Source organism: Stenotrophomonas sp. YJH_SMC_123 (genome assembly GCF_059368215.1).
This window is the reverse complement of sequence record NZ_JCAFRM010000001.1, coordinates 684,723-702,951: the sequence shown is the minus strand read 5'-3', so window position 1 is coordinate 702,951 and position 18,229 is coordinate 684,723. Positions and strand designations below refer to the sequence as shown.

The 18,229-nt window shown below is 67.6% G+C and carries 18 protein-coding genes and 1 tRNA gene; 7 read left to right on the top strand and 12 right to left on the bottom strand.

What is annotated here, in order from left to right:
• Positions 1–16 precede the first annotated feature (16 nt).
• Both edd and AC5P5W_RS03310 read left to right on the top strand, forming a co-directional pair.
• On the top strand, positions 17–1,933 hold the full coding sequence (gene edd / locus AC5P5W_RS03315) for a phosphogluconate dehydratase (protein WP_197575386.1): 1,917 nt from the start codon (positions 17–19) through the stop codon (positions 1,931–1,933).
• A gap of 116 nt (positions 1,934–2,049) precedes the next feature.
• Positions 2,050–2,709: a bifunctional 4-hydroxy-2-oxoglutarate aldolase/2-dehydro-3-deoxy-phosphogluconate aldolase gene (locus AC5P5W_RS03310; RefSeq protein ID WP_014646757.1), complete on the top strand. Its 660-nt coding sequence runs from the start codon at positions 2,050–2,052 to the stop codon at positions 2,707–2,709.
• 159 nt (positions 2,710–2,868) lie between these two features.
• On the opposite strand, the gene AC5P5W_RS03305 is transcribed toward AC5P5W_RS03310, so the two are convergent.
• The 3 genes from AC5P5W_RS03305 to ispG all read right to left on the bottom strand — a co-directional run bounded on the left by AC5P5W_RS03305 (position 2,869) and on the right by ispG (position 5,713).
• A complete protein-coding gene (locus AC5P5W_RS03305) occupies positions 2,869–3,516 on the bottom strand; it encodes a response regulator (protein WP_005416124.1) in 648 nt (215 codons plus the stop codon).
• A gap of 201 nt (positions 3,517–3,717) precedes the next feature.
• Positions 3,718–4,467: a phosphatase PAP2 family protein gene (locus tag AC5P5W_RS03300; RefSeq protein ID WP_032958602.1), complete on the bottom strand. Its 750-nt coding sequence runs from the start codon at positions 4,465–4,467 to the stop codon at positions 3,718–3,720.
• Positions 4,448–5,713, bottom strand: coding sequence for a flavodoxin-dependent (E)-4-hydroxy-3-methylbut-2-enyl-diphosphate synthase (ispG, locus tag AC5P5W_RS03295; protein WP_041863307.1), 1,266 nt, complete (start codon positions 5,711–5,713; stop codon positions 4,448–4,450). Before ispG ends, AC5P5W_RS03300 begins: the two co-directional genes overlap by 20 nt.
• Positions 5,714–5,827: 114 nt before the next feature.
• Here ispG and AC5P5W_RS03290 point away from each other — a divergent pair, with 114 nt between their 5' ends.
• Together AC5P5W_RS03290 and AC5P5W_RS03285 are read left to right on the top strand one after the other, a co-directional pair.
• On the top strand, positions 5,828–7,054 hold the full coding sequence (locus AC5P5W_RS03290) for an ATP-binding protein (RefSeq protein WP_032960817.1): 1,227 nt from the start codon (positions 5,828–5,830) through the stop codon (positions 7,052–7,054).
• Positions 7,051–7,620 carry a response regulator transcription factor gene (locus AC5P5W_RS03285; RefSeq protein WP_012510702.1) on the top strand — a complete coding sequence of 190 codons (570 nt, stop codon included), beginning with the start codon at positions 7,051–7,053 and terminating at the stop codon, positions 7,618–7,620. The genes AC5P5W_RS03290 and AC5P5W_RS03285 overlap by 4 nt, the downstream gene beginning before the upstream one ends.
• An 87-nt stretch (positions 7,621–7,707) precedes the next feature.
• Here AC5P5W_RS03285 and pgi read toward each other — a convergent pair whose 3' ends face one another.
• The 6 genes from pgi to pcnB form a co-directional block, all read right to left on the bottom strand.
• The gene (gene pgi / locus AC5P5W_RS03280; RefSeq protein WP_049406249.1) at positions 7,708–9,222 is read right to left on the bottom strand and encodes a glucose-6-phosphate isomerase; all 1,515 of its coding nucleotides are present in this window, start codon (positions 9,220–9,222) and stop codon (positions 7,708–7,710) included.
• Positions 9,219–9,599 (bottom strand): aspartate 1-decarboxylase, encoded by a 381-nt coding sequence (gene panD / locus AC5P5W_RS03275; RefSeq protein ID WP_014646751.1) that lies wholly within the window; start codon positions 9,597–9,599, stop codon positions 9,219–9,221. Before panD ends, pgi begins: the two co-directional genes overlap by 4 nt.
• 161 nt (positions 9,600–9,760) lie before the next feature.
• Positions 9,761–10,600 (bottom strand): pantoate--beta-alanine ligase, encoded by an 840-nt coding sequence (gene panC, locus AC5P5W_RS03270; RefSeq protein WP_014646750.1) that lies wholly within the window; start codon positions 10,598–10,600, stop codon positions 9,761–9,763.
• Positions 10,597–11,412, bottom strand: a complete 816-nt coding sequence (gene panB / locus AC5P5W_RS03265; RefSeq protein WP_014646749.1) for a 3-methyl-2-oxobutanoate hydroxymethyltransferase — start codon at positions 11,410–11,412, stop codon at positions 10,597–10,599. The genes panC and panB overlap by 4 nt, the downstream gene beginning before the upstream one ends.
• Before the next feature lie 34 nt (positions 11,413–11,446).
• A complete protein-coding gene (gene folK / locus AC5P5W_RS03260) occupies positions 11,447–11,932 on the bottom strand; it encodes a 2-amino-4-hydroxy-6-hydroxymethyldihydropteridine diphosphokinase (protein WP_100449799.1) in 486 nt (161 codons plus the stop codon).
• Between the two features lie 3 nt (positions 11,933–11,935).
• Entirely contained in the window at positions 11,936–13,315 is a 1,380-nt protein-coding gene (pcnB, locus tag AC5P5W_RS03255; protein WP_100449798.1) for a polynucleotide adenylyltransferase PcnB, read from the bottom strand.
• Positions 13,316–13,367: 52 nt separating this feature from the next.
• On the opposite strand from pcnB, the gene AC5P5W_RS03250 reads away from it, so the two are divergent.
• Positions 13,368–13,442: transfer RNA gene (locus AC5P5W_RS03250), tRNA-Glu, on the top strand.
• Between the two features lie 525 nt (positions 13,443–13,967).
• On the opposite strand, the gene AC5P5W_RS03245 is transcribed toward AC5P5W_RS03250, so the two are convergent.
• On the bottom strand, positions 13,968–15,392 hold the full coding sequence (locus AC5P5W_RS03245) for a sugar porter family MFS transporter (protein ID WP_014646746.1): 1,425 nt from the start codon (positions 15,390–15,392) through the stop codon (positions 13,968–13,970).
• Between the two features lie 180 nt (positions 15,393–15,572).
• On the opposite strand from AC5P5W_RS03245, the gene fdxA reads away from it, so the two are divergent.
• A complete protein-coding gene (gene fdxA, locus AC5P5W_RS03240; protein ID WP_005409054.1) occupies positions 15,573–15,896 on the top strand; it encodes a ferredoxin FdxA in 324 nt (107 codons plus the stop codon).
• A gap of 119 nt (positions 15,897–16,015) precedes the next feature.
• On the opposite strand, the gene AC5P5W_RS03235 is transcribed toward fdxA, so the two are convergent.
• Both AC5P5W_RS03235 and dapA read right to left on the bottom strand, forming a co-directional pair.
• Positions 16,016–16,531 (bottom strand): hypothetical protein, encoded by a 516-nt coding sequence (locus AC5P5W_RS03235; protein ID WP_180834893.1) that lies wholly within the window; start codon positions 16,529–16,531, stop codon positions 16,016–16,018.
• Between the two features lie 32 nt (positions 16,532–16,563).
• Positions 16,564–17,457, bottom strand: coding sequence for a 4-hydroxy-tetrahydrodipicolinate synthase (gene dapA, locus AC5P5W_RS03230; RefSeq protein WP_014646744.1), 894 nt, complete (start codon positions 17,455–17,457; stop codon positions 16,564–16,566).
• A 163-nt stretch (positions 17,458–17,620) separates the two neighbouring features.
• Between dapA and AC5P5W_RS03225 the strand changes: the two genes are divergently transcribed.
• The gene (locus tag AC5P5W_RS03225) at positions 17,621–18,181 is read left to right on the top strand and encodes a glycine cleavage system transcriptional repressor (RefSeq protein ID WP_005409051.1); all 561 of its coding nucleotides are present in this window, start codon (positions 17,621–17,623) and stop codon (positions 18,179–18,181) included.
• The last annotated feature ends 48 nt before the right edge of the window (positions 18,182–18,229 follow it).

The window sequence follows — 18,229 nt, the reverse complement described above, 5'->3', positions numbered from 1 at the left end:
TGAACGCCGGTAGCCAATGAGCCTCCATCCGCAATTGCAAGCCATCACTGAGCGTGTCATCCGCCGCAGCGCCGCCTCGCGTGCCGCCTACCTGGCCGCGATCAACGCCTCCCTGCGCGAAGGCCCGTTCCGCAGCCGCCTGAGCTGCGGCAACCTCGCCCATGGATTCGCCGCCTGTGGCGGTACCGACAAGAGCCGCCTGCGCGGCGGCGTGACGCCAAACCTGGGCATCATCACCGCCTACAACGACATGCTCTCGGCGCACCAGCCGTTCGAGACCTATCCCGAGCAGATCCGCGAGATCGCCCGCGGGCTGGGTGCCACCGCGCAGGTGGCCGGCGGCGTGCCGGCGATGTGCGACGGCGTCACCCAGGGCCGCGGCGGCATGGAACTGTCGCTGTTCTCGCGCGATGTGATCGCCCAGGCCACTGCGATCGGCCTCAGCCATGACATGTTTGATACCACCGTCTACCTCGGCGTGTGCGACAAGATCGTGCCGGGCCTGCTGATCGGCGCGCTGGCCTTCGGCCACCTGCCGGCGGTGTTCGTGCCGGCCGGCCCGATGACCCCGGGCATCCCGAACAAGCAGAAGGCGGAAGTGCGCGAGCGCTATGCCGCCGGCGAAGCCACCCGCGAAGAGCTGCTGGAAGCCGAGTCCGCCTCGTACCACGGCGCCGGCACCTGCACCTTCTACGGCACCGCCAATTCCAACCAGGTGCTGCTGGAAGCGATGGGCGTGCAGCTGCCGGGCGCATCGTTCGTCAATCCGGGCACGCCGCTGCGCGACGCCCTCACCCGCGAAGCCACCGAACGTGCACTGGACATCACCGCACTGGGCGACGACTTCCGTCCGCTGGGCCGGATCATCGACGAGCGCGCGATCATCAACGCGGTCATCGCGCTGATGGCCACCGGCGGTTCGACCAACCACACCATCCACTGGATCGCGGTGGCGCGTGCGGCCGGCATCGTGCTGACCTGGGACGACTTCGACGAACTGTCGCAGCTGATTCCGCTGCTGGCCCGCGTCTATCCGAACGGCGAGGCCGACGTGAACCGCTTCGCGGCCGCTGGCGGCCCGGCGTTCGTGTTCGGCGAGCTGATCAAGGCGGGCCTGATGCACGGCGATCTGGTCAGCGTGGCGCGCGGCGGCATGGCCGACTACGCACGCGAACCGCAGCTGCGCGACGGCCAGCTGGTCTACCTGCCGGGCCTGCAACACAGCGCCGATGACGAAGTGGTGCGTGGCGTCGACAATCCGTTCGAGCACCAGGGCGGCCTGCGCCTGCTGCGCGGCAACCTGGGCAAGTCGCTGATCAAGCTGTCGGCGGTGAAGCCGCAGTACCGCACGATCGAAGCACCGGCCGTGGTTGTCGATGCGCCGCAGGTGCTGAACAAGCTGCATGCCGGCGGCCTGCTGCCCGAGCACTTCGTGGCGGTGGTGCGTTACCAGGGCCCGCGTGCCAACGGCATGCCGGAACTGCATTCGCTGGCGCCGCTGCTGGGGCTGCTGCAGAACCAGGGCCGGCGCGTGGCACTGGTCACCGACGGCCGCCTGTCCGGTGCCTCGGGCAAGATTCCGGCGGCGATCCATGTGACGCCGGAAGCGGCACGCGGTGGTCCGCTGGCCAAGGTCCGCGAAGGCGACATGATCCGCCTCGATGGTGAGGCCGGCACGCTGGAAGTGCTGGTGGACGCGGCCGAGTGGGCCGCGCGTCCGCTGGCCCCGAACACGGCGCCTGCCGCGCATGACCTGGGCCGCAACCTGTTCGCGATCAACCGACGCGTGGTGGGGCCGGCCGATCAGGGTGCGATTTCGATTTCGTGCGGGCCGGCGGCGGCCGATGGCGGGCCGTGGGAATACGACGCGGAGTACGAGCTGGGGCACGATGCCGCAGCGGCGGCGGCGCCGCATGAGGCAAAAGACGCCTGAAGCGAAAAGCCGCGGCAGGCTTCCCGGCCTGGGCAGTAGAGCGCCCTGGACAATTCCCGGCGCGTCATTTGCGCTGCGGCCACTGAATCAAGAAGAGCAAAGGCAAGGGCAAAAGCATGGGTATCGAACAACATCAGGTGAAGGCGGCGGAGCTGTTGCGTGCGGCGGGCATCCTGCCGGTGGTGACGATTCATACGCTGGACCAGGCGCGTGCGGTCAGTGCGGCGTTGCTGGAAGGTGGCCTGCCGGCGATCGAGTTGACGCTGCGTACGCCAGTGGCGATGGAAGCATTGGCGATGCTCAAGCGCGAGCTGCCGGACGTGGTGGTGGGCGCCGGCACGGTGCTGACCGTGGAGCAGATGCAGCAGTCGATCGATGCGGGCGCGGACTTCCTGGTGACCCCGGGTACGCCACCGGCGCTGGCCGATGCGCTGGCGGCGGCACCGCTGCCGGTAGTGCCGGGTGCGGCCACGCCGACCGAACTGCTGTCGCTGTATGCGCGCGGCTTCCGCGTGTGCAAGCTGTTCCCTGCCACCGCCGTGGGGGGGCTGGCGATGATCAAGGGTCTGGCCGGCCCGGTTGCCGACCTCAAGCTGTGCCCGACCGGCGGCATCACCGAAAACACCGCCGCCGAGTACCTCGAGCAGAAGAACGTGGTCTGCATCGGCGGTTCGTGGATGGTGCCGGGCAGCTGGATCGCCGACGGTCAGTGGGACAAGGTGCGCGCCAGCGCCGCCGACGCCGCGAAGATCATCAAGCGCGTACGCGGCCACTGAGCCCGACACAGCTGTAGAGCCGAGCCCATGCTCGGCTCCGCGCCCGCAGGCCGGAAAGCAGCCGAGCATAGGCTCGGCTCTACATTTCCCCTATCGGCAGTGACGGCGCACGGAACCTGTCGGTGGCCCTGCGGAGGGCTCAGCCGTTGGCCGAATCCCTTACAGCGGCCGTGCCGGATCCACCAGCCCGTACTGGCTGGCCATGCGCGCCAGCGCGATGTTGTCGTGGATCCCCATCTTCTCGAACAGCCGCGCCTTGTGCGTGTTCACCGTCTTCGCACTCAGGCTCAGGCGCCGCGCGATGTCTTCCTGGCGCAGGCCCTGGGTCAGCAGCAACGCCACTTCCAGCTCGCGCGGCGACAGGCTGTCGAATGGAGAGCCGTTGCCTTCAACGGTCGACAAGGCCAGGTTCTGCGCGATGCTGGTGCCCAGGTAGCGACGGCCCATGGCCACATCGCGCACCGCACGCAGCAGCTCCTGTGCATCGCAGCCCTTGCCGATGTAGCCCGCAGCCCCGGCTTCCAGCAAGCGCTTCGGCAGCGGACCGTCTTCCAGCACCGACACGATCACCACGCGGGTGTTGCGATGGCTGCGGACGATGCGCTCGGTCACCTCCATGCCACTCACGCCGGGCAGGTGCAGGTCGCACAGCACCACGTCCGGCAGCAGCTGGCGGACGTCGCGCAGCGCATCTTCGCCGGTCTCGGCTTCGCCCACCACCTCGATGTCGGTCTCCCCCGACAGGATCATCTTCATCCCGGTGCGGACCAGTGCGTGGTCATCCACCAGGTAGACTCGAATCGTCATTCACGTACCTCTTCGAATGCGGCCATTGCAGGTCAAGCTAGGCAGGGCGCCGATACCCCTGCAAGCGCGTTCGAGATGCGACCCGGGCATTCTGCCTTGCGCATCACAGTACCGCGCGTTGTGCTTGCCCCCTGTCTTGCAGAACCTGCTGCAACGAAACAACTGATCTATTACGTAGACGCCCCGGAGGGGCCATCCACGTCAATCCCCCTGTGATGATGCTTCGCTGGCCGTCGCTGGCGGCGAATCCTGACGTCGCCAAGGATGCCGGCGACTGAACATGACCAGATAGCACCCTACCACCCAAACCAGCGCGGCACACCATCCGGCCAGGATATCGGAGGGGTAATGCACGCCCAGATAGACCCGGGAGACGCTGACCAGCAGGCTGAACGCGGGCGCCAGCAGCAGCACCGGCCAGCGCCAGCGGGTGTTCCAGGCCAGCAGCACCAGGGTCACGGCCAGGGTCATCGAGCCCATCGCGTGGCCGCTGGGAAAGCTGAACGTCGATTCCGGCGCGATCGATTCCCACAGGCTGGGGCGCTGGCGCTGGAAGAAATGCTTGCTGCCCATGTTCAGCAGCGCCGAGCCGACGAAGCTGACCGCCACGAACGTGGCCTCACGCCAACGCCGGTAGCCCAGCAGCACGCCGATGATCAGCACGTCGGCGGGAATCAGGAACCATTCGTAGCCCAGCCTGGAAATGAGCACGAAGAAGCGGTCCAGCAGCGGTGAGTGCAGGCCATGCATCTGCCACAGCAGCGGCGCATCGAAATGGAACGATTCAAACTCGTGCACTTCGTCGGCCAGGGCGACGAAACCCGCCAACGGCAGCAGCACGCCACCGAACAGCAGCACCAGGCGCCAGGCATTGTGCGCCATCCAGTGGCGGAAACCGGAGGCGGACTCCGGCGCAGCGAGGATCGCAGGCTTATCCGGCGCTTCGGACATATTTGTGTTCGACGTAATCGTCGATCAGGGCGACGAACTCCTGGGCGATGTTCTCGCCACGCAGGGTCACCTTCTTCTCGCCATCGACGAACACGGGCGCGGCCGGGGTTTCGCCGGTGCCCGGCAGGGAAATACCGATGTTGGCGTGCCGCGACTCACCCGGCCCATTGACGATGCAGCCCATCACCGCCAGGGTCATGTTCTCCGCACCCGGATGGTGGATCTTCCACAGCGGCATCTTCTCGCGCACGTGGTTCTGCACCACCTTGGCCAGTTCCTGGAAGAACTCGGAGGTGGTGCGGCCGCAGCCCGGACAAGCCGTGACCAGCGGCGTGAAGGCACGCTGGCCGGTGGTCTGCAGCAGTTCCTGGGCGACGATCACTTCCTGCGTGCGCGACTGGCCCGGTTCCGGGGTCAGCGAGATGCGGATGGTGTCACCGATGCCTTCCTGCAGCAGCACGCCCAGCGCCGCCGACGAGGCGACGATGCCCTTGCTGCCGATACCGGCCTCGGTCAGGCCCAGGTGCAGGGCAAAATCGGAGCGCTGGGCCAGGTCGCGGTACACCGCGATCAGCTCCTGCACGCCACTGACCTTGGCCGACAGCACGATGCGATCGCGCGGCAGGCCGAGCTCCACCGCCTGCTCGGCCGAATCCAGCGCCGAACGGATCAGCGCCTCGCGCAGCACGCGACCGGCATCCCAGGGCTGCTCGCGCAGGTTGTTCTCGTCCATCAACTTCGCCGCCAGGGCCTGGTCCAGCGAGCCCCAGTTGGCACCGATGCGCACCGGCTTGTTGTAGCGGATCGCGAACTCGATCAACTGGGCGAACTGCAGATCCTTCTTCTTGCCGAAGCCGACGTTGCCCGGATTGATGCGGTACTTGGCCAGCGCTTCGGCACATGCCGGCTCGGCGGTCAGCAGCTGGTGGCCGTTGTAGTGGAAATCACCGATCAGCGGCACGTCGATGCCCATCATCGCCAGCTTGTCGACGATGCGCGGGATCGCCGCAGCGGCTTCCACGGTATTGACGGTCAAACGCACCATTTCCGAACCGGCCCGCCACAGCTCGGCCACCTGCTTCACGCTGGAGGCCACGTCGGACGTGTCGGTGTTGGTCATCGACTGCACCACGACCGGCTTGCCTCCGCCTACGGTGACCCCGCCGATCTGCACGGCATGGGTCTGGCGACGGGGCCAGGAGGTGGCATCGGAGGGAGGAGTCGGGCGGGTGACGGCGTCGTGCATAGGCGCATTCTACCGCCCGCCCCCGCATTCCGGGTGACTCGCATTCAGCCGGTGGCACGGCTGCGGCCGATTGTCGCAGGCACAGCCGCCCGTGAACGCATACGATGAGCATGAATGACCGGTCCCGACGCCCCGTTTCTCCGTACCCTGTGCAGCCTGCGCTGGCTTGCCGTAGGCGGCCAGGCCGCCACCATCCTGGTTGCCACCTGGGTGCTGGGCCTGCCGTTGCCGCAGCTGCCGCTATGGGCCGGCGTGGCGGTGCTGGCCCTGTTCAACATCTATACCCAGTTGCGTCCGGACGCGGCTGACACCGCACCGCTGACCGCGTTCGGCCACATCCTGGTGGACGTGATCATCCTGACCTGGATGGTCGGCTGGAGCGGCGGCATGGCCAACCCGTTCAGCTCGCTGTTCCTGATCCTGATCGCGCTGGCCGCGTTCGCCCTGCCCCTGCGCTGGGCATTGGCGGTCGCACTGGCCTGCCTGCTCGGCTACGCCGCCAGCGGCATCTTCGGCCAGCCATTGCCGGACGGTTATTTCCGCGCGCAGGACCTGAATCGCTGGGGCGTGGTCGCCAACTTCCTGATCTCCGCCGCGGTGGTACTGGCCTTCTCCACCCGGCTGGCGCTGGCCCTGCGGGAGCGCGAACTGGAACTGTCGGCACTGCGCGAGCGCTTCGCCCGCAACGAGGGCATCGTCGCGCTGGCCACCCATGCCGCCTCGGTGGCGCATGAACTGAACACGCCGCTGGCGACCATGACCCTGCTCGCCGACGATGTGGCCGAGCGCAGCGAAGAGCCGGAAGTGCGCGAGGACATGGAAACCCTGCGCGAGCTGCTGGTGCAGTGCCGGGAGCGCGTGCTGGCGCTGGCTGCTCCGGCCTCGGCCGACGCACCGGGCCGCAGCCATTCCAGCGCACAGCAGGTGCTTGAGCAATGGCGCCTGGTGCGGCCGACCATCGACCTGCACCGCAACGATGATGCGCCGCTGCGGCTGCCGCTGGACCCGGGCGTAGGCCATCTGCTGATGGTCCTGCTCAACAACGCCGCCGATGCCGGCGAGAAAGCCGGCCGGCCACGCGTGGACCTGGACCTGCGCATCGAAGGCGACGACCTGATCGGCGAAGTCCGCGACTACGGCCATGGCTTCGACGCCCGTGCCGCCGTGCTGCCGGGCAAGCTGTTCGGCAGCAGCAAGAGCGAGGGCATGGGCGTCGGCCTGGCCCTGTCCCATGCCACCATCGAACGCCTCGACGGCGAGATGTGGATGCGCCCGGCCCAGGGGGCCGGCAGCCGCGTCGGCTTCCGCCTGCCGCTGGCCCCACGCGAGGACACCCCATGAGCCTTCACCATTCCACCCTGGGCCTGCTGGTCGACGACGACGAGCTGTACCTGCGTACCCTGCAACGCAGCCTGGCCCGCAAGGGGCTTGAAACGCAGACCGCACAGGACGCCGCCAGTGCGCTGGCGCTGGCCCGGCAGCATCCACCGGCGTTCGCGCTGATCGACCTGAAGCTGGGCAGCGATTCCGGCCTGGCACTGATCCAGCCGCTGCGCGCGCTGCGCGCGGACATGCGGATCCTGCTGGTGACCGGCTACGCCAGCATCGCCACCGCGGTGGAGGCGATCAAGCTGGGTGCGGATGATTACCTGCCGAAGCCGGCCACGGTGCCGATGATCCTGCGCGCCCTCGGCGAGGAAGACGACGGCCCGGCCGACGATGGCGAAATGGAAGTGCCCGATGCGATGACGCCGATCAGCCGCCTGCAGTGGGAACACATCCAGCAGGCGATGCACGAGACCGGCGGCAATGTGTCAGCGGCCGCGCGCCTGCTCGGCATGCACCGGCGCTCGCTGCAGCGCAAACTGGCCAAGCGGCCAAGCCCGGAGCGCGACCCGAGCCGGTGACGCGGTAGTGCCGGCCGCTGGCCGGCAACCTCATGAACGATTGAAGCATCACCTGGATGCCGGCCAGCGGCCGGCACTACCAGAGCATCAGCGCTTCAGCTGCGCCAGGATCTCGCGGGTCATCGGATCGGCAACCGCCACATCCTCGCCCTGCAGCGCCGGCAGCAGGCCACTGGCCAGTTGCTTGCCGAGCTCGACACCGAACTGGTCGAACGCGTTGATGTTCCAGATCACCGACTGCACGTACACGGCGTGTTCGTACATGGCGATCAGCGCACCCAGTGCCTGCGGCGTGAGCGCGTCGAGCAGGATCAGCGTGCTCGGCCGCCCGCCCGGGTAATCACGGTGCGGATCGTCGCTGCTCTGGCCATTGGCCAGCGCCTCGGTCTGTGCCAACAGGTTGGCCAGCAGGGCCTGGTGATTGATCGTGTAGGGATCATCGTTGTGCACACAGCCGATGAAGTCGGCCGGAACGACGCTGGTGCCCTGGTGCAGCGCCTGGAAGAAGCTGTGCTGCACATCGGTGCCTGCCCCACCCCACCACACCGGCACGGTGTCGGTGGTGACCGGCGCACCATCACGCTGCACGCGCTTGCCCAGGCTTTCCATCACCAGCTGCTGCAGGTAGGCCGGCAGCAGCGCCAGACGCTGGTCGTAGGTCATCACCGCATGCGTGGCATGGCCCAGCAGGTTGCGGTTCCAGATGTCGGTCAGGCCATGCAGCACCGGCAGGTTGCGCTCCAGCGGTGCATCCAGCGCATGCGCATCCATCTGTGCGGCGCCTTCCAGCAGCTGCTCAAAGCGCTCGAAGCCGATCGCCAACGCGATCGGGAAACCGACCGCCGACCACAGCGAATAGCGGCCACCCACCCAGTCCCACATCGGCAGTACGCGATCGGCGGCGATCGCGAAGGCCTTGGCGGCGCGATCCGGATTGGCGCTGACTGCATACAGGCGCTCGCTGCCGCCCAGCCAGTCGTGCAGGATCTGGCCGTTGAGCAGCGTTTCCTGCGTACCGAAGGTCTTGGAGATGAGGATGCCGGCGGTCTTGGCCGGATCCAGCGTGGCCAGCGTGCGCTGCATGGCGGCGCCGTCCACGTTCGAGACGAAATGCACGCGCAGGCGCGCACCGCTGACCGGACGCAGCGCGTCGGCGACCAGGCGCGGGCCAAGGTCGGAACCACCGATGCCGACGCTGACCACATCGGTCACGCCACTGTCTTCCAGCGCGCGCACCAGCACGCCCATGCGCTGGCGGATCCCGCGCGCGGTGGCATAGGCCTCGGCCGCCACCGGCGCATCGACCACATCGCCGCGCAGCGCGGTATGCAGCGCGGCGCGCCCTTCGGTCAGGTTGACCTGTTCGCCGCGGAACAGGCGCGTGATGGCACCGCCGACATCACGCTCGGCAGCCAGCGCCAACAGCGCCTGCAACGCCGCGGCATCGTATTTCTGCCGGGCGAAATTGACGTACAACGGACCGACCCGCAGCGCCAGCTCCTGTACACGGCCGGGTTCGGCGGCGAGCAGGCTGGGAATGCTTGCGCCCTTCAGGCGCTGGGCGTGGGAATGCAGCGAGTCGAATCCGTTGTTCGTTGTCATGCGGCCTGGGTCGGGATCGTGTCGTTGGTGTGGGTGATCTGGTTGTTGCCATCAACGTACACCAGCTTCGGCCTGAAGCTGTCAGCTTCCTGCTCGGTCATGCTGGCGAACGCGGCGATGATGATGATGTCACCGACCTGCACGTGGCGCGCAGCGCCACCGTTGAGCGAGACAACGCCGCTGCCGGCTTCGGCGCGGATGGCATAGGTCGAGAAACGCGCACCATTGGTCACGTCCCAGATGTGCACCTGCTCGAACTCGCGGATGCCGGTGGCAGCCAGCAGGTTGTCATCGATGGCGATCGAGCCTTCGTAGTTCAGCTCGGAATGGGTGACGGTGGCGCGATGGATCTTGGTCTTGAGCAGGGACAGGTGCATGGGGGCGCTGCAACGGCAAAGGAAAGAGCGGATTCTAGCACCCGCGCAGCGCGGGGCATCACGGCCGGCAACCTGTTCAGGTAGGCGGTGAAACCGGGGTCAGAACCCTTTTCCCCTGGAAAAGGGATCTGACCCCATGCATCGCGCGGCGCCGCCGGAACTCAGAACTCCAGGTTGTCGATCAACCGGGTGGTTCCCAGGCGCGCGGCAATCAGCGCCACGCGGCCACCGCCGTCGAAGGTCGGCTCGGCCAGCTCCGGGGTGCGCAGCACCGCGTAGTCGACCTGGAACCCGGCTGCCTGCAATGCGGCCGTGGCGTCGGCTTCGATGCGATCACGTGCCTGCCCCGCCACGTAGCCCTCGCGCATGCCCAGCAGGGTGCGGTGGATGGTGGTCGCGACCGGGCGCTGTTCGTCGCTCAGGTACTGGTTGCGCGAACTCTTGGCCAGGCCATCCTCGTCGCGCACGATCTCAGCACCGACGATCTGGATCGGGAACGACAGCTCGGCCACCATCTGCCTGATCACGGCAAGCTGCTGGTAGTCCTTGCGGCCGAACACGGCCACGTCCGGCTGCACCTGCAGGAACAGGCGCGCCACCACCGTGCAGACGCCATCGAAGTGCCCCGGGCGGCTGGCGCCTTCCAGCACTTCACTGACACCCGGCGCGTGCATGCGCGTGGTCCTGTCCACGCCCAGCGGATACATCGTCTCCACGCTGGGCAGCCACACGGCATCGCAGCCGACCTGCTCCAGCCCGGCCACGTCGGCCTCGGGCGTGCGCGGGTAGCGACTGAAATCCTCGTTGGGGCCGAACTGGGTCGGATTGACGAAGATGCTCGCCACCACCTTGTCGGCGTACTGGCGGGCCAGGGTCACCAGCGAATGGTGCCCCCCATGCAGGTTGCCCATGGTCGGCACCAGCGCCACGCGCAGGCCCTCACGCTTCCACTGGGCGATCTGCTCGCGCAACGCGCCGAGCTCGTTGAAGGTCTGGATCATTGGGCGTAGGCGTGCTGTTCGTCGGGGAAGCTGCCGTCGCGCACCGCGTCGGCAAAGGCGCGGGTGGCACCGGCCACCGAGCCACCTTCGGCAAGGAAATCCTTGACGAACTTGGGACGGCGATGGCCACTGTCCAGGCCGAGGAAATCGTGCAGCACCAGCACCTGGCCATCGCACTGCGGGCCAGCACCAATGCCGATGGTCGGCACATCCACCGCAGCGGTCACTTCGGCAGCGACCGGGGTCGGCACGCATTCGAGCACCATGATGCTGGCGCCTGCGGCGGCCACGGCCCTGGCGTCCTCCACCAGCTGGCGCGCAGCATCGCCGCGGCCCTGGATCTTGAAGCCGCCCAGTCGCAGCACCGACTGCGGGGTCAGGCCGAGGTGCGCGCAGACCGGAATCTCGCGCTCGACCAGGTAGCGGATGATGTCGACCTTGAAGCCGGCACCTTCGATCTTGACCATCTCGGCACCGGCCTGCAGCAGCTGCAGCGAGGCATCCAGCGCGCGTTCCGGGGTGGCATCGGCGCCGAACGGCAGGTCGGCCACCAGCAGCGCACGCTGCAGCACGCGGGCCACGGCCCGGGTGTGGTAGACCATGTCGGCCACGGTCACCGGCAGGGTCGAATCATGACCCTGCACGACCATGCCCAGCGAATCGCCGATCAGGATCAGATCGACGCCGTTGGCATCGAAGGTGCGGGCGAAGCCGGCGTCGTAGGCGGTCAACATGACCAGCTTCTGGCCATTGCGCTTGGCCTCGGCCAGGGCGGGAACGGTCCAGGGCTTGCTGTCTGCGTGGGTGCTCATGTGCTGATAACCGGGGGAGATAACCCGGGCATTATCACCCTATCGGCGCGATCCCGCAGGCATCGACCTGCATCACTGCATCCTGCACGCGTCCATGGCCAGGAATTGTAAGTTCCGGCGCGATTTCGGCCAGCGGCACCAGCACGAAGGCACGCTCGTGCAGGTACGGATGCGGCACCTTCAGCCCAGGCTGGTCGAGCGCCTGCGCGCCATACAGCAGCAGGTCCAGGTCCAGCGCGCGCGGGCCCCAGTGCACTGCCGGATCACGCGTGCGACCGAAGCGCTGCTCCAGCGCCAGCATGGCCTGCAGCAGCTCATCGGCCGGCAAGGTGGTTTCGACCGAGGCCACCGCATTGACGAACGGCGGCTGGTCTTCATTGCCCCAGGCCGGCGTTGCGTAAAGCCGCGAGGCCTGGCGCAGCCGGGTCCCGGGCAGGCCGTCCAGCGCGGCAATCGCCGCGCCGACGGTGGCGGCCGCGTCGCCGAGGTTGGCGCCGAGGCCGATCCAGGCAAGGGTCATCGCCTACTCGCCCGCTGCACCGGCCGGGGCACCCGGACGACGGCGGCGACGGCGGCGCTTGCGCGGCGCTCCGCTCTCGTCATCGCCATCTTCGCTGTGCATCGCATCCAGCGACGACTCCAGCTCACGACCGGACTGCGCCTGCGCTTCGCGCCAGAACTCGACATCGGCGGCGTGCTCGGACGACGCCACCTGGCGCAGGCTGAGGAAATCGAACGCGGCACGGAAGCGCGGATGGGTCAGGGTGCGGAACACGCGCTTGCGCTGGCGCGAGCTGAAGCGCGACTGCAGCAGCCAGATTTCCTGCATCGGCAGCGAGAAGCGGCGCGGCAGCGCGATGGTGCTCAACTGCTGCACGGTGACGCGGTCGGCGGCGCGGCGCTGCGCCTCTTCCGGTGCCACGCCCTGCTTGAGCAGGGTCGCCTGTGCACGGCAGAACGCCGGCCACAGCAGCAGCGCGAACAGGAACGCCGGCGAGACCGGTTCGTCGTTGGCCACCCGCGCATCGGTATTGGCCAGGCCCTCGACCAGCATGCGGCGCAGCGCGCCGGTGCGGTTGGCTTTCAGCGCCTTGGCGCTTTCCGGGAACAGCACGTCGAGCAGGCCGTAACGCTCAAGGCCTTCGAAGCTGGCCACGCCGTGTCCGGACAGGAACAGCTTGAGCACTTCCTCGAACAGGCGCGCTGGCGCGGCTTCGTTGAGCAGGCCGGCCAGGTGCGGGATCGGCGCGGCAGTACCCTCTTCGATCTGGAAGCCGAGCTTGGCCGCCAGGCGCACCGCTCGCAGCATGCGTACCGGGTCTTCCTGGTAGCGCTGCACCGGGTCGCCGATCAGCTTCATCAGGCGCGCCTGCACGTCCTCGAAACCACCGGTGTAGTCGCGCACCGAGAAGTCCTCGATGGCGTAGTACAGGGCGTTGCAGGTGAAGTCGCGGCGGATGGCGTCGTCTTCGATGGTGCCGTACACGTTGTCGCGCACGAGCATGCCGTTTTCCATCTCGCGGTCGCCGCTGCCGTCATCGCTGTTGGCACGGAAGGTGGCGACTTCGATGATTTCGCGACCGAACACTACGTGGGCGAGGCGGAACCGGCGGCCGATCAGGCGGCAGTTGCGGAACAGCTGCTTGACCTGCTCGGGCGTGGCGTCGGTGGCCACGTCGAAATCCTTGGGTTGGCCATTGACCAGCAGATCGCGCACCGCGCCGCCGACAAGGTAGGCGCCGAAGCCGGCATCGCGCAGGCGGTAAAGCACGCGCAGGGCGTTCGGGCTGATGTCCTTGCGGGAGATCGTGTGCTGGTCGCGCGGGATGACGCGCAGGCTGAACGGTGATGTAGCAGAGGAAATGATGTTGGCGCTTCCGGTTGAAGTTTCGGGATTGCCCAATGGCATCGAGGTGCATATACTAGCGCTCCTGCCTCGGCAGCGACACAGTTACGCTCCCTTCGTCTAGTGGTTAGGACGTGGCCCTCTCAAGGCTAAAACAGGGGTTCGAGTCCCCTAGGGAGCGCCAGTCGCCGCAGCAGGAACCGAAAAAGCCCGCCTTGTGCGGGCTTTTCTGTTTTTCGGGATTGCAGTGATTGCGGTCGGGTTGGTCGCTTTGGCGCCTCCCTGCAATCGGCTCGAGCCGGTGGGGTCACCCAGGGCAGGACACGCCGTGAACCCATCCATGGGGGCTCGATGGCGCCATCCTTGGCGCCAACGGTCCTGCCCTGGGTGACCCCACCGACTCTGGACGGTTTCCCGCCAGCTGCGGCAACAACCGACCAGCGCTTCGCCGCATCCGCACGCACCATGAAACTGTCAGGAGGGGGCAGGCCGCCCTCTCCAGGACCGTTGGCGCGATGGGTTGGGCGCATGCGCCCGACGGGTTGGGCAGGAGCCCAAGCCTGGTCTTGCCGAGTGCGCAGGACAGCGCACGCGAGCAAGGCGCCATCGAGCACCATGGATGGGCTCTTGCGTGTCCTGGAGAGGGCGGCCTGCCCCCCACACTCTGGACAAGCAGGCGCCAACGGAACGCAACCGAAGCCAGTCGCCGTCAGCCTTCCATCTGCTCCAGCTCCTTGCCCTTGGTCTCGCGTACGTAGCGGACCACGAAGACGATCGAGAGGATCGCCGCGACCGCGTAGATGCCATAGGCGCCGGCCAGGCCGATGCCGGCCAGCAGCATCGGGAAGGTCACGGTGATCGCGAAGTTCGAGGTCCATTGCGCCGCACCCGCCACCGCCAGCGCCGGGCCGCGGATCTGGTTGGGGAACATCTCGCCCAGCATCACCCACATCACCGGGCCCCAGGACATGTTGAAGAACACCACGTAGACGTTGGCGGCGACCAGCGCCAGCCGCCCCATGCCATCGGACAGCTGCAGGCGCCCGCCGGCCAGGCTGCCGCTGGCAAACGCCACCACCATCAGCACCAGCGCCACCGACATGCCGACCGAGCCGACCCACAGCAGCGGCTTGCGCCCGATGCGGTCGATCAGCAGCACGGTGAGCAGGCAGGCGCCGATGCTCAGCGCGCCGGACAGCACATTGATCAGCAGTGCGTCGCTTTCAGAGAAGCCCACCGCCTGCCACAGCACCGCGCCGTAGTAGAACACCACGTTGATGCCGACCAGCTGCTGGAACATGGCCAGGCCGATGCCCACCCAGAGGATCGGGCGCAGCCTGCCGGTAGCCCTGCTGCGCAGGTCGCCGAAGCGCGGCTTGTGCTGGTCCTGTGCCAGGCTGGCTTCGATCTCGGCCTGCTTGGCCCGGGCAGCGGCCTCGCCGTACAGTCGCGACAACACCACACTCGCCTGCCCCTGGCGGCCCTTCAGCACCAGGAAGCGCGGGCTTTCCGGAATCACCAGCAGCAACAGCAGGAACAGCGCGGAGGGCAGCGCCTGCATCCAGAACATCCATCGCCAGGCTTCGTGGCCCAGCCACAGCGGCTCGGTCGAGGCGCCGGCGGCGCGGGCCAGCAGGTAATTGCTGAGGAAGGCCGCGAACAAACCGCAGATGATGGCCATCTGCTGCACCGTGGCCAGCCGGCCGCGATAGCGCGCCGAGGCGACTTCGGCGATGTAGGCCGGTGACATCACGCTGGCCGCCCCCACCGCAAAGCCGCCCAGCACGCGGGCCGCGATGAACAGCCAGGACGCGTGAGCCGCCCCGGCGCCCAGCGCCGAGACCAGGAACATCAGCGCGGACACGATCAGGACACCACGGCGCCCCAGGCGGTCGCCCAACCAACCGGCCAGGAATGCACCGATCGCGCAGCCCAGCAGCATCGAGGCAACTTCGAAACCCAGCGCCGCCTCGCTGGAGTTGAAGGCCTGGCGCAGGCCATCGACCGTGCCGTTGATGACACCACTGTCGAAGCCGAACAGGAAGCCACCAAGCGTGGCCACGCAACTGATCAGGACGATGAACGCCGTGTTTTCACCACCGTGGGAGGCGGTGCGGGACGGGGCCTGGGACATGGACGATCCTGCTGGGAAGGGAGCCCGGCCACCAGGACCGGTTGTCGCGCAGCCTCGCACACGCCCTGCCGTGCCGCCAATGGCCGCGCCTGCCAGACGCCCGTTTTCCGTCCCATCCCGACACCGGGGGCCAACCTGTTCTAGAATTGGCGGGTTCAGGAATCGATCCACCCCCAGCCCATGCCCTTTGTCGTCACCGAAAACTGCATCAAGTGCAAACACACCGATTGCGTGGAAGTGTGCCCCGTGGATTGCTTCCACGAAGGCCCGAACTTCCTGGTGATCGACCCGGATGAGTGCATCGACTGCACCCTCTGCGAGCCGGAGTGCCCGGTCAACGCGATTTTCCCCGAGGACGACGTCCCCGCCGGCCAGGAAGGCTTCGTTGCCCTCAATGCCGAGCTGGCGAAGGAATGGCCGGTGCTGACCGTGCGCAAGGACCCGCCCGCCGACGCCGGCGAATGGGACGGCAAGCCGGACAAGCTGAAGCTGCTGGAGCGCTGAGAAGCGCCCGCGGCGGCAACGGAAAAGGGCGCCCATGGCGCCCTTTTCTGTTCTCGGTAGGTGCCAACCTTGGTTGGCACGGAAGCGCCGACCAAGGTCGGCCTCTACCAGGGCGGCCCTTACTGAGCCAGCTTCGCCTTCAGCGCGGCGATCAGCTTCACCGGCGCTTCGGCGGTGGCCGGCAGGCCACGCGGGTCGACCGCGGAGATGTAGGCACCTGCATCAACCGCCACCACGCGGACCAGGAAGTTGCTGCCTTCGTAGGCCACGTCGTACGAGCCCAGCAGCTGCGCGCGGCTGGCGATGGTCACGCCTTCCACGCCTTCCAGCGCGGTACCGACCTTGGCGAAGGCTTCATCCTTGCCACCGGCAATGGTGAAACCGGTGTTGCCCACCGCCGGGGCTGCGGCGACCGGCGCCGCCGGCTTGGTGGCCGAGGCCAGTGTCGGCACCTTGTTGTCGGTGGTGGCGTTGGGCAGGTTCAGGTCCGGCGGTACTTCCAGCGGGCGCATTTCCGGGGCCAGGGCGTAGTCGCCCTTGACGCCACGCTTGAAGCAGCCGGTGGTGCCGGCCGCAACCGATACAGCAAGCAGGGCGTAGGACAGCACGCGGACAGTGGAAACGGATTGACGCATGTGAATCTCCTGGGTCAGACCAAGACGGAAGGTCAGTGGCTGGAAAGGGCTTCGAGGGCGGCGATGTCGCCGGCAAGGTGGTCGGCCGCGGGATGATGTGCTGCCGACAGCGGCAGCAGCGGCAGGCGCAGGTCATGGCCGATGCCGATGCGGCGCAGCAGCGCCTTGACCGGGATCGGGTTGGGTTCGACGCCACAGAAATCATGGAAGGGATGCAGGCGCGCGTCCCACGACTCGGTGGCTTCGTGGTCGTGCGCGGCAGCCAGCTCGCACATCCGGCGATACGCGCCCGGAAGCACGTTGGAACCGACCGAGATCAGGCCATCGATGCCGGCCCGGATCGAACGCGCGGCGGTGCCGTCGTCGCCACTGAGCACGGCGAACTTCGGGCTGCGCAGCGCCAGCAGCGCCTGCACCCGGCCGGTGTCACCCACCGCTTCCTTGATGCCGACGATATTGGGGTGGCTGGCCAGCTCGGCCACGGTCTCCGGCTGCATGTCGCAGCCGGTACGGCCGGGCACGTTGTACAGCACGACCGGCAGCCCGCCCTGGTCGGCCACCGCGCGATAGTGCGCGATCAGGCCAGCCTGGGTCGGCCGCACGTACGGCGGGGTGACCACCAGTGCGTGGCTGGCGCCAAGGGCGGCGGCACGGCGGGTCTGTTCGATGGTCTTGGCGGTGCCCGACAGGCCGGTGCCGGCCATGACCGGGATGCGGCCGCCGATGCGTTCGACGGCGCTGGCCAGCAGCTGGTCGTACTCGGCATCGGTCAGGGTCGCCGCTTCGCCGGTCGAGCCAGCCACGACAACGCCATGGACGCCACCCTCCAGTTGCAGGTGCAGCAGGCGCTGCCAACCATCGGGATCGAGGGCGCCGTCGGCCCGGAACGGGGTCGCCAGCGCGGTGATGAGGCCGGAAAGGGACAAGGACGTGCTGCTCTTGGCTGGGAAGGGAAACGCCCGCCACGAAAGGCTGGGGGCGGCCTGAATGTTACTTGCGGCGCGAAAGCACGGGCAAGTATGCTGGACACCGGTGGATCCCCGCCTCTGGCGGGCATTCAGACTCACGCATGCATTACCCGGAATCGCCTTGACCGACACCACCCCGCGCCCCGCGCCGAGCGAAAACCACCTCCTGATCAACGCCTATACGACGCATCCGGAGTCCCCCCTGCTGTCCGTCACCCGCCGCATCGCCGACAGCGGCTGCAACCTGGTGGACGCACGCCTGGCCACGGTCGGCCGCGATGTCTCGGTCACCGCCCTGGCCACCGGCTCCTGGGACTCGGTGGCCAAGCTCGAGGCGATGCTGACCCGGCTGGAGCGCGAGGAGGGCCTGAAGCTGGTCTGGTACCGCACCGCCGCCAAGCAGGCGCAGTCCAACCTGCTGCCGTACATCGTCGAAGTGATCGCCGCCGACAAGCCGGGCATCCTGTTCCAGCTGGCCGACTTCTTCGACCGCCAGGGCATCACCATCGAGAACCTGCAGAGCACGCGCTACCGCGCCATGCAGACCGGTGCGGAAATGTTCAGTGCACAGGTCACCATCGGCGTGCCGGCCAACATGCACATTGCCGCGCTGCGCGACGATTTCCTTGAGTTCTGCGACCACCTGAACCTGGACGCGATCATGGACCCGATGAAGTTCTGAATGAATTCCTGATTTTTCGCGCGCCTCTCACGGGCGCGTGGCGTTTCA

Bases quoted from the DNA above. Each gene is read 5' to 3' on its own strand.
- edd (WP_197575386.1), top strand. From the start codon at position 17: ATGAGCCTCCATCCGCAATTGCAAGCCATCACTGAGCGTGTCATCCGC.
- AC5P5W_RS03310 (WP_014646757.1), top strand. From the start codon at position 2,050: ATGGGTATCGAACAACATCAGGTGAAGGCGGCGGAGCTGTTGCGTGCG.
- AC5P5W_RS03305 (WP_005416124.1), bottom strand. From the start codon at position 3,516: ATGACGATTCGAGTCTACCTGGTGGATGACCACGCACTGGTCCGCACC.
- AC5P5W_RS03300 (WP_032958602.1), bottom strand. From the start codon at position 4,467: ATGTCCGAAGCGCCGGATAAGCCTGCGATCCTCGCTGCGCCGGAGTCC.
- ispG (WP_041863307.1), bottom strand. From the start codon at position 5,713: ATGCACGACGCCGTCACCCGCCCGACTCCTCCCTCCGATGCCACCTCC.
- AC5P5W_RS03290 (WP_032960817.1), top strand. From the start codon at position 5,828: ATGACCGGTCCCGACGCCCCGTTTCTCCGTACCCTGTGCAGCCTGCGC.
- AC5P5W_RS03285 (WP_012510702.1), top strand. From the start codon at position 7,051: ATGAGCCTTCACCATTCCACCCTGGGCCTGCTGGTCGACGACGACGAG.
- pgi (WP_049406249.1), bottom strand. From the start codon at position 9,222: ATGACAACGAACAACGGATTCGACTCGCTGCATTCCCACGCCCAGCGC.
- panD (WP_014646751.1), bottom strand. From the start codon at position 9,599: ATGCACCTGTCCCTGCTCAAGACCAAGATCCATCGCGCCACCGTCACC.
- panC (WP_014646750.1), bottom strand. From the start codon at position 10,600: ATGATCCAGACCTTCAACGAGCTCGGCGCGTTGCGCGAGCAGATCGCC.
- panB (WP_014646749.1), bottom strand. From the start codon at position 11,412: ATGAGCACCCACGCAGACAGCAAGCCCTGGACCGTTCCCGCCCTGGCC.
- folK (WP_100449799.1), bottom strand. From the start codon at position 11,932: ATGACCCTTGCCTGGATCGGCCTCGGCGCCAACCTCGGCGACGCGGCC.
- AC5P5W_RS03245 (WP_014646746.1), bottom strand. From the start codon at position 15,392: ATGTCCCAGGCCCCGTCCCGCACCGCCTCCCACGGTGGTGAAAACACG.
- fdxA (WP_005409054.1), top strand. From the start codon at position 15,573: ATGCCCTTTGTCGTCACCGAAAACTGCATCAAGTGCAAACACACCGAT.
- AC5P5W_RS03235 (WP_180834893.1), bottom strand. From the start codon at position 16,531: ATGCGTCAATCCGTTTCCACTGTCCGCGTGCTGTCCTACGCCCTGCTT.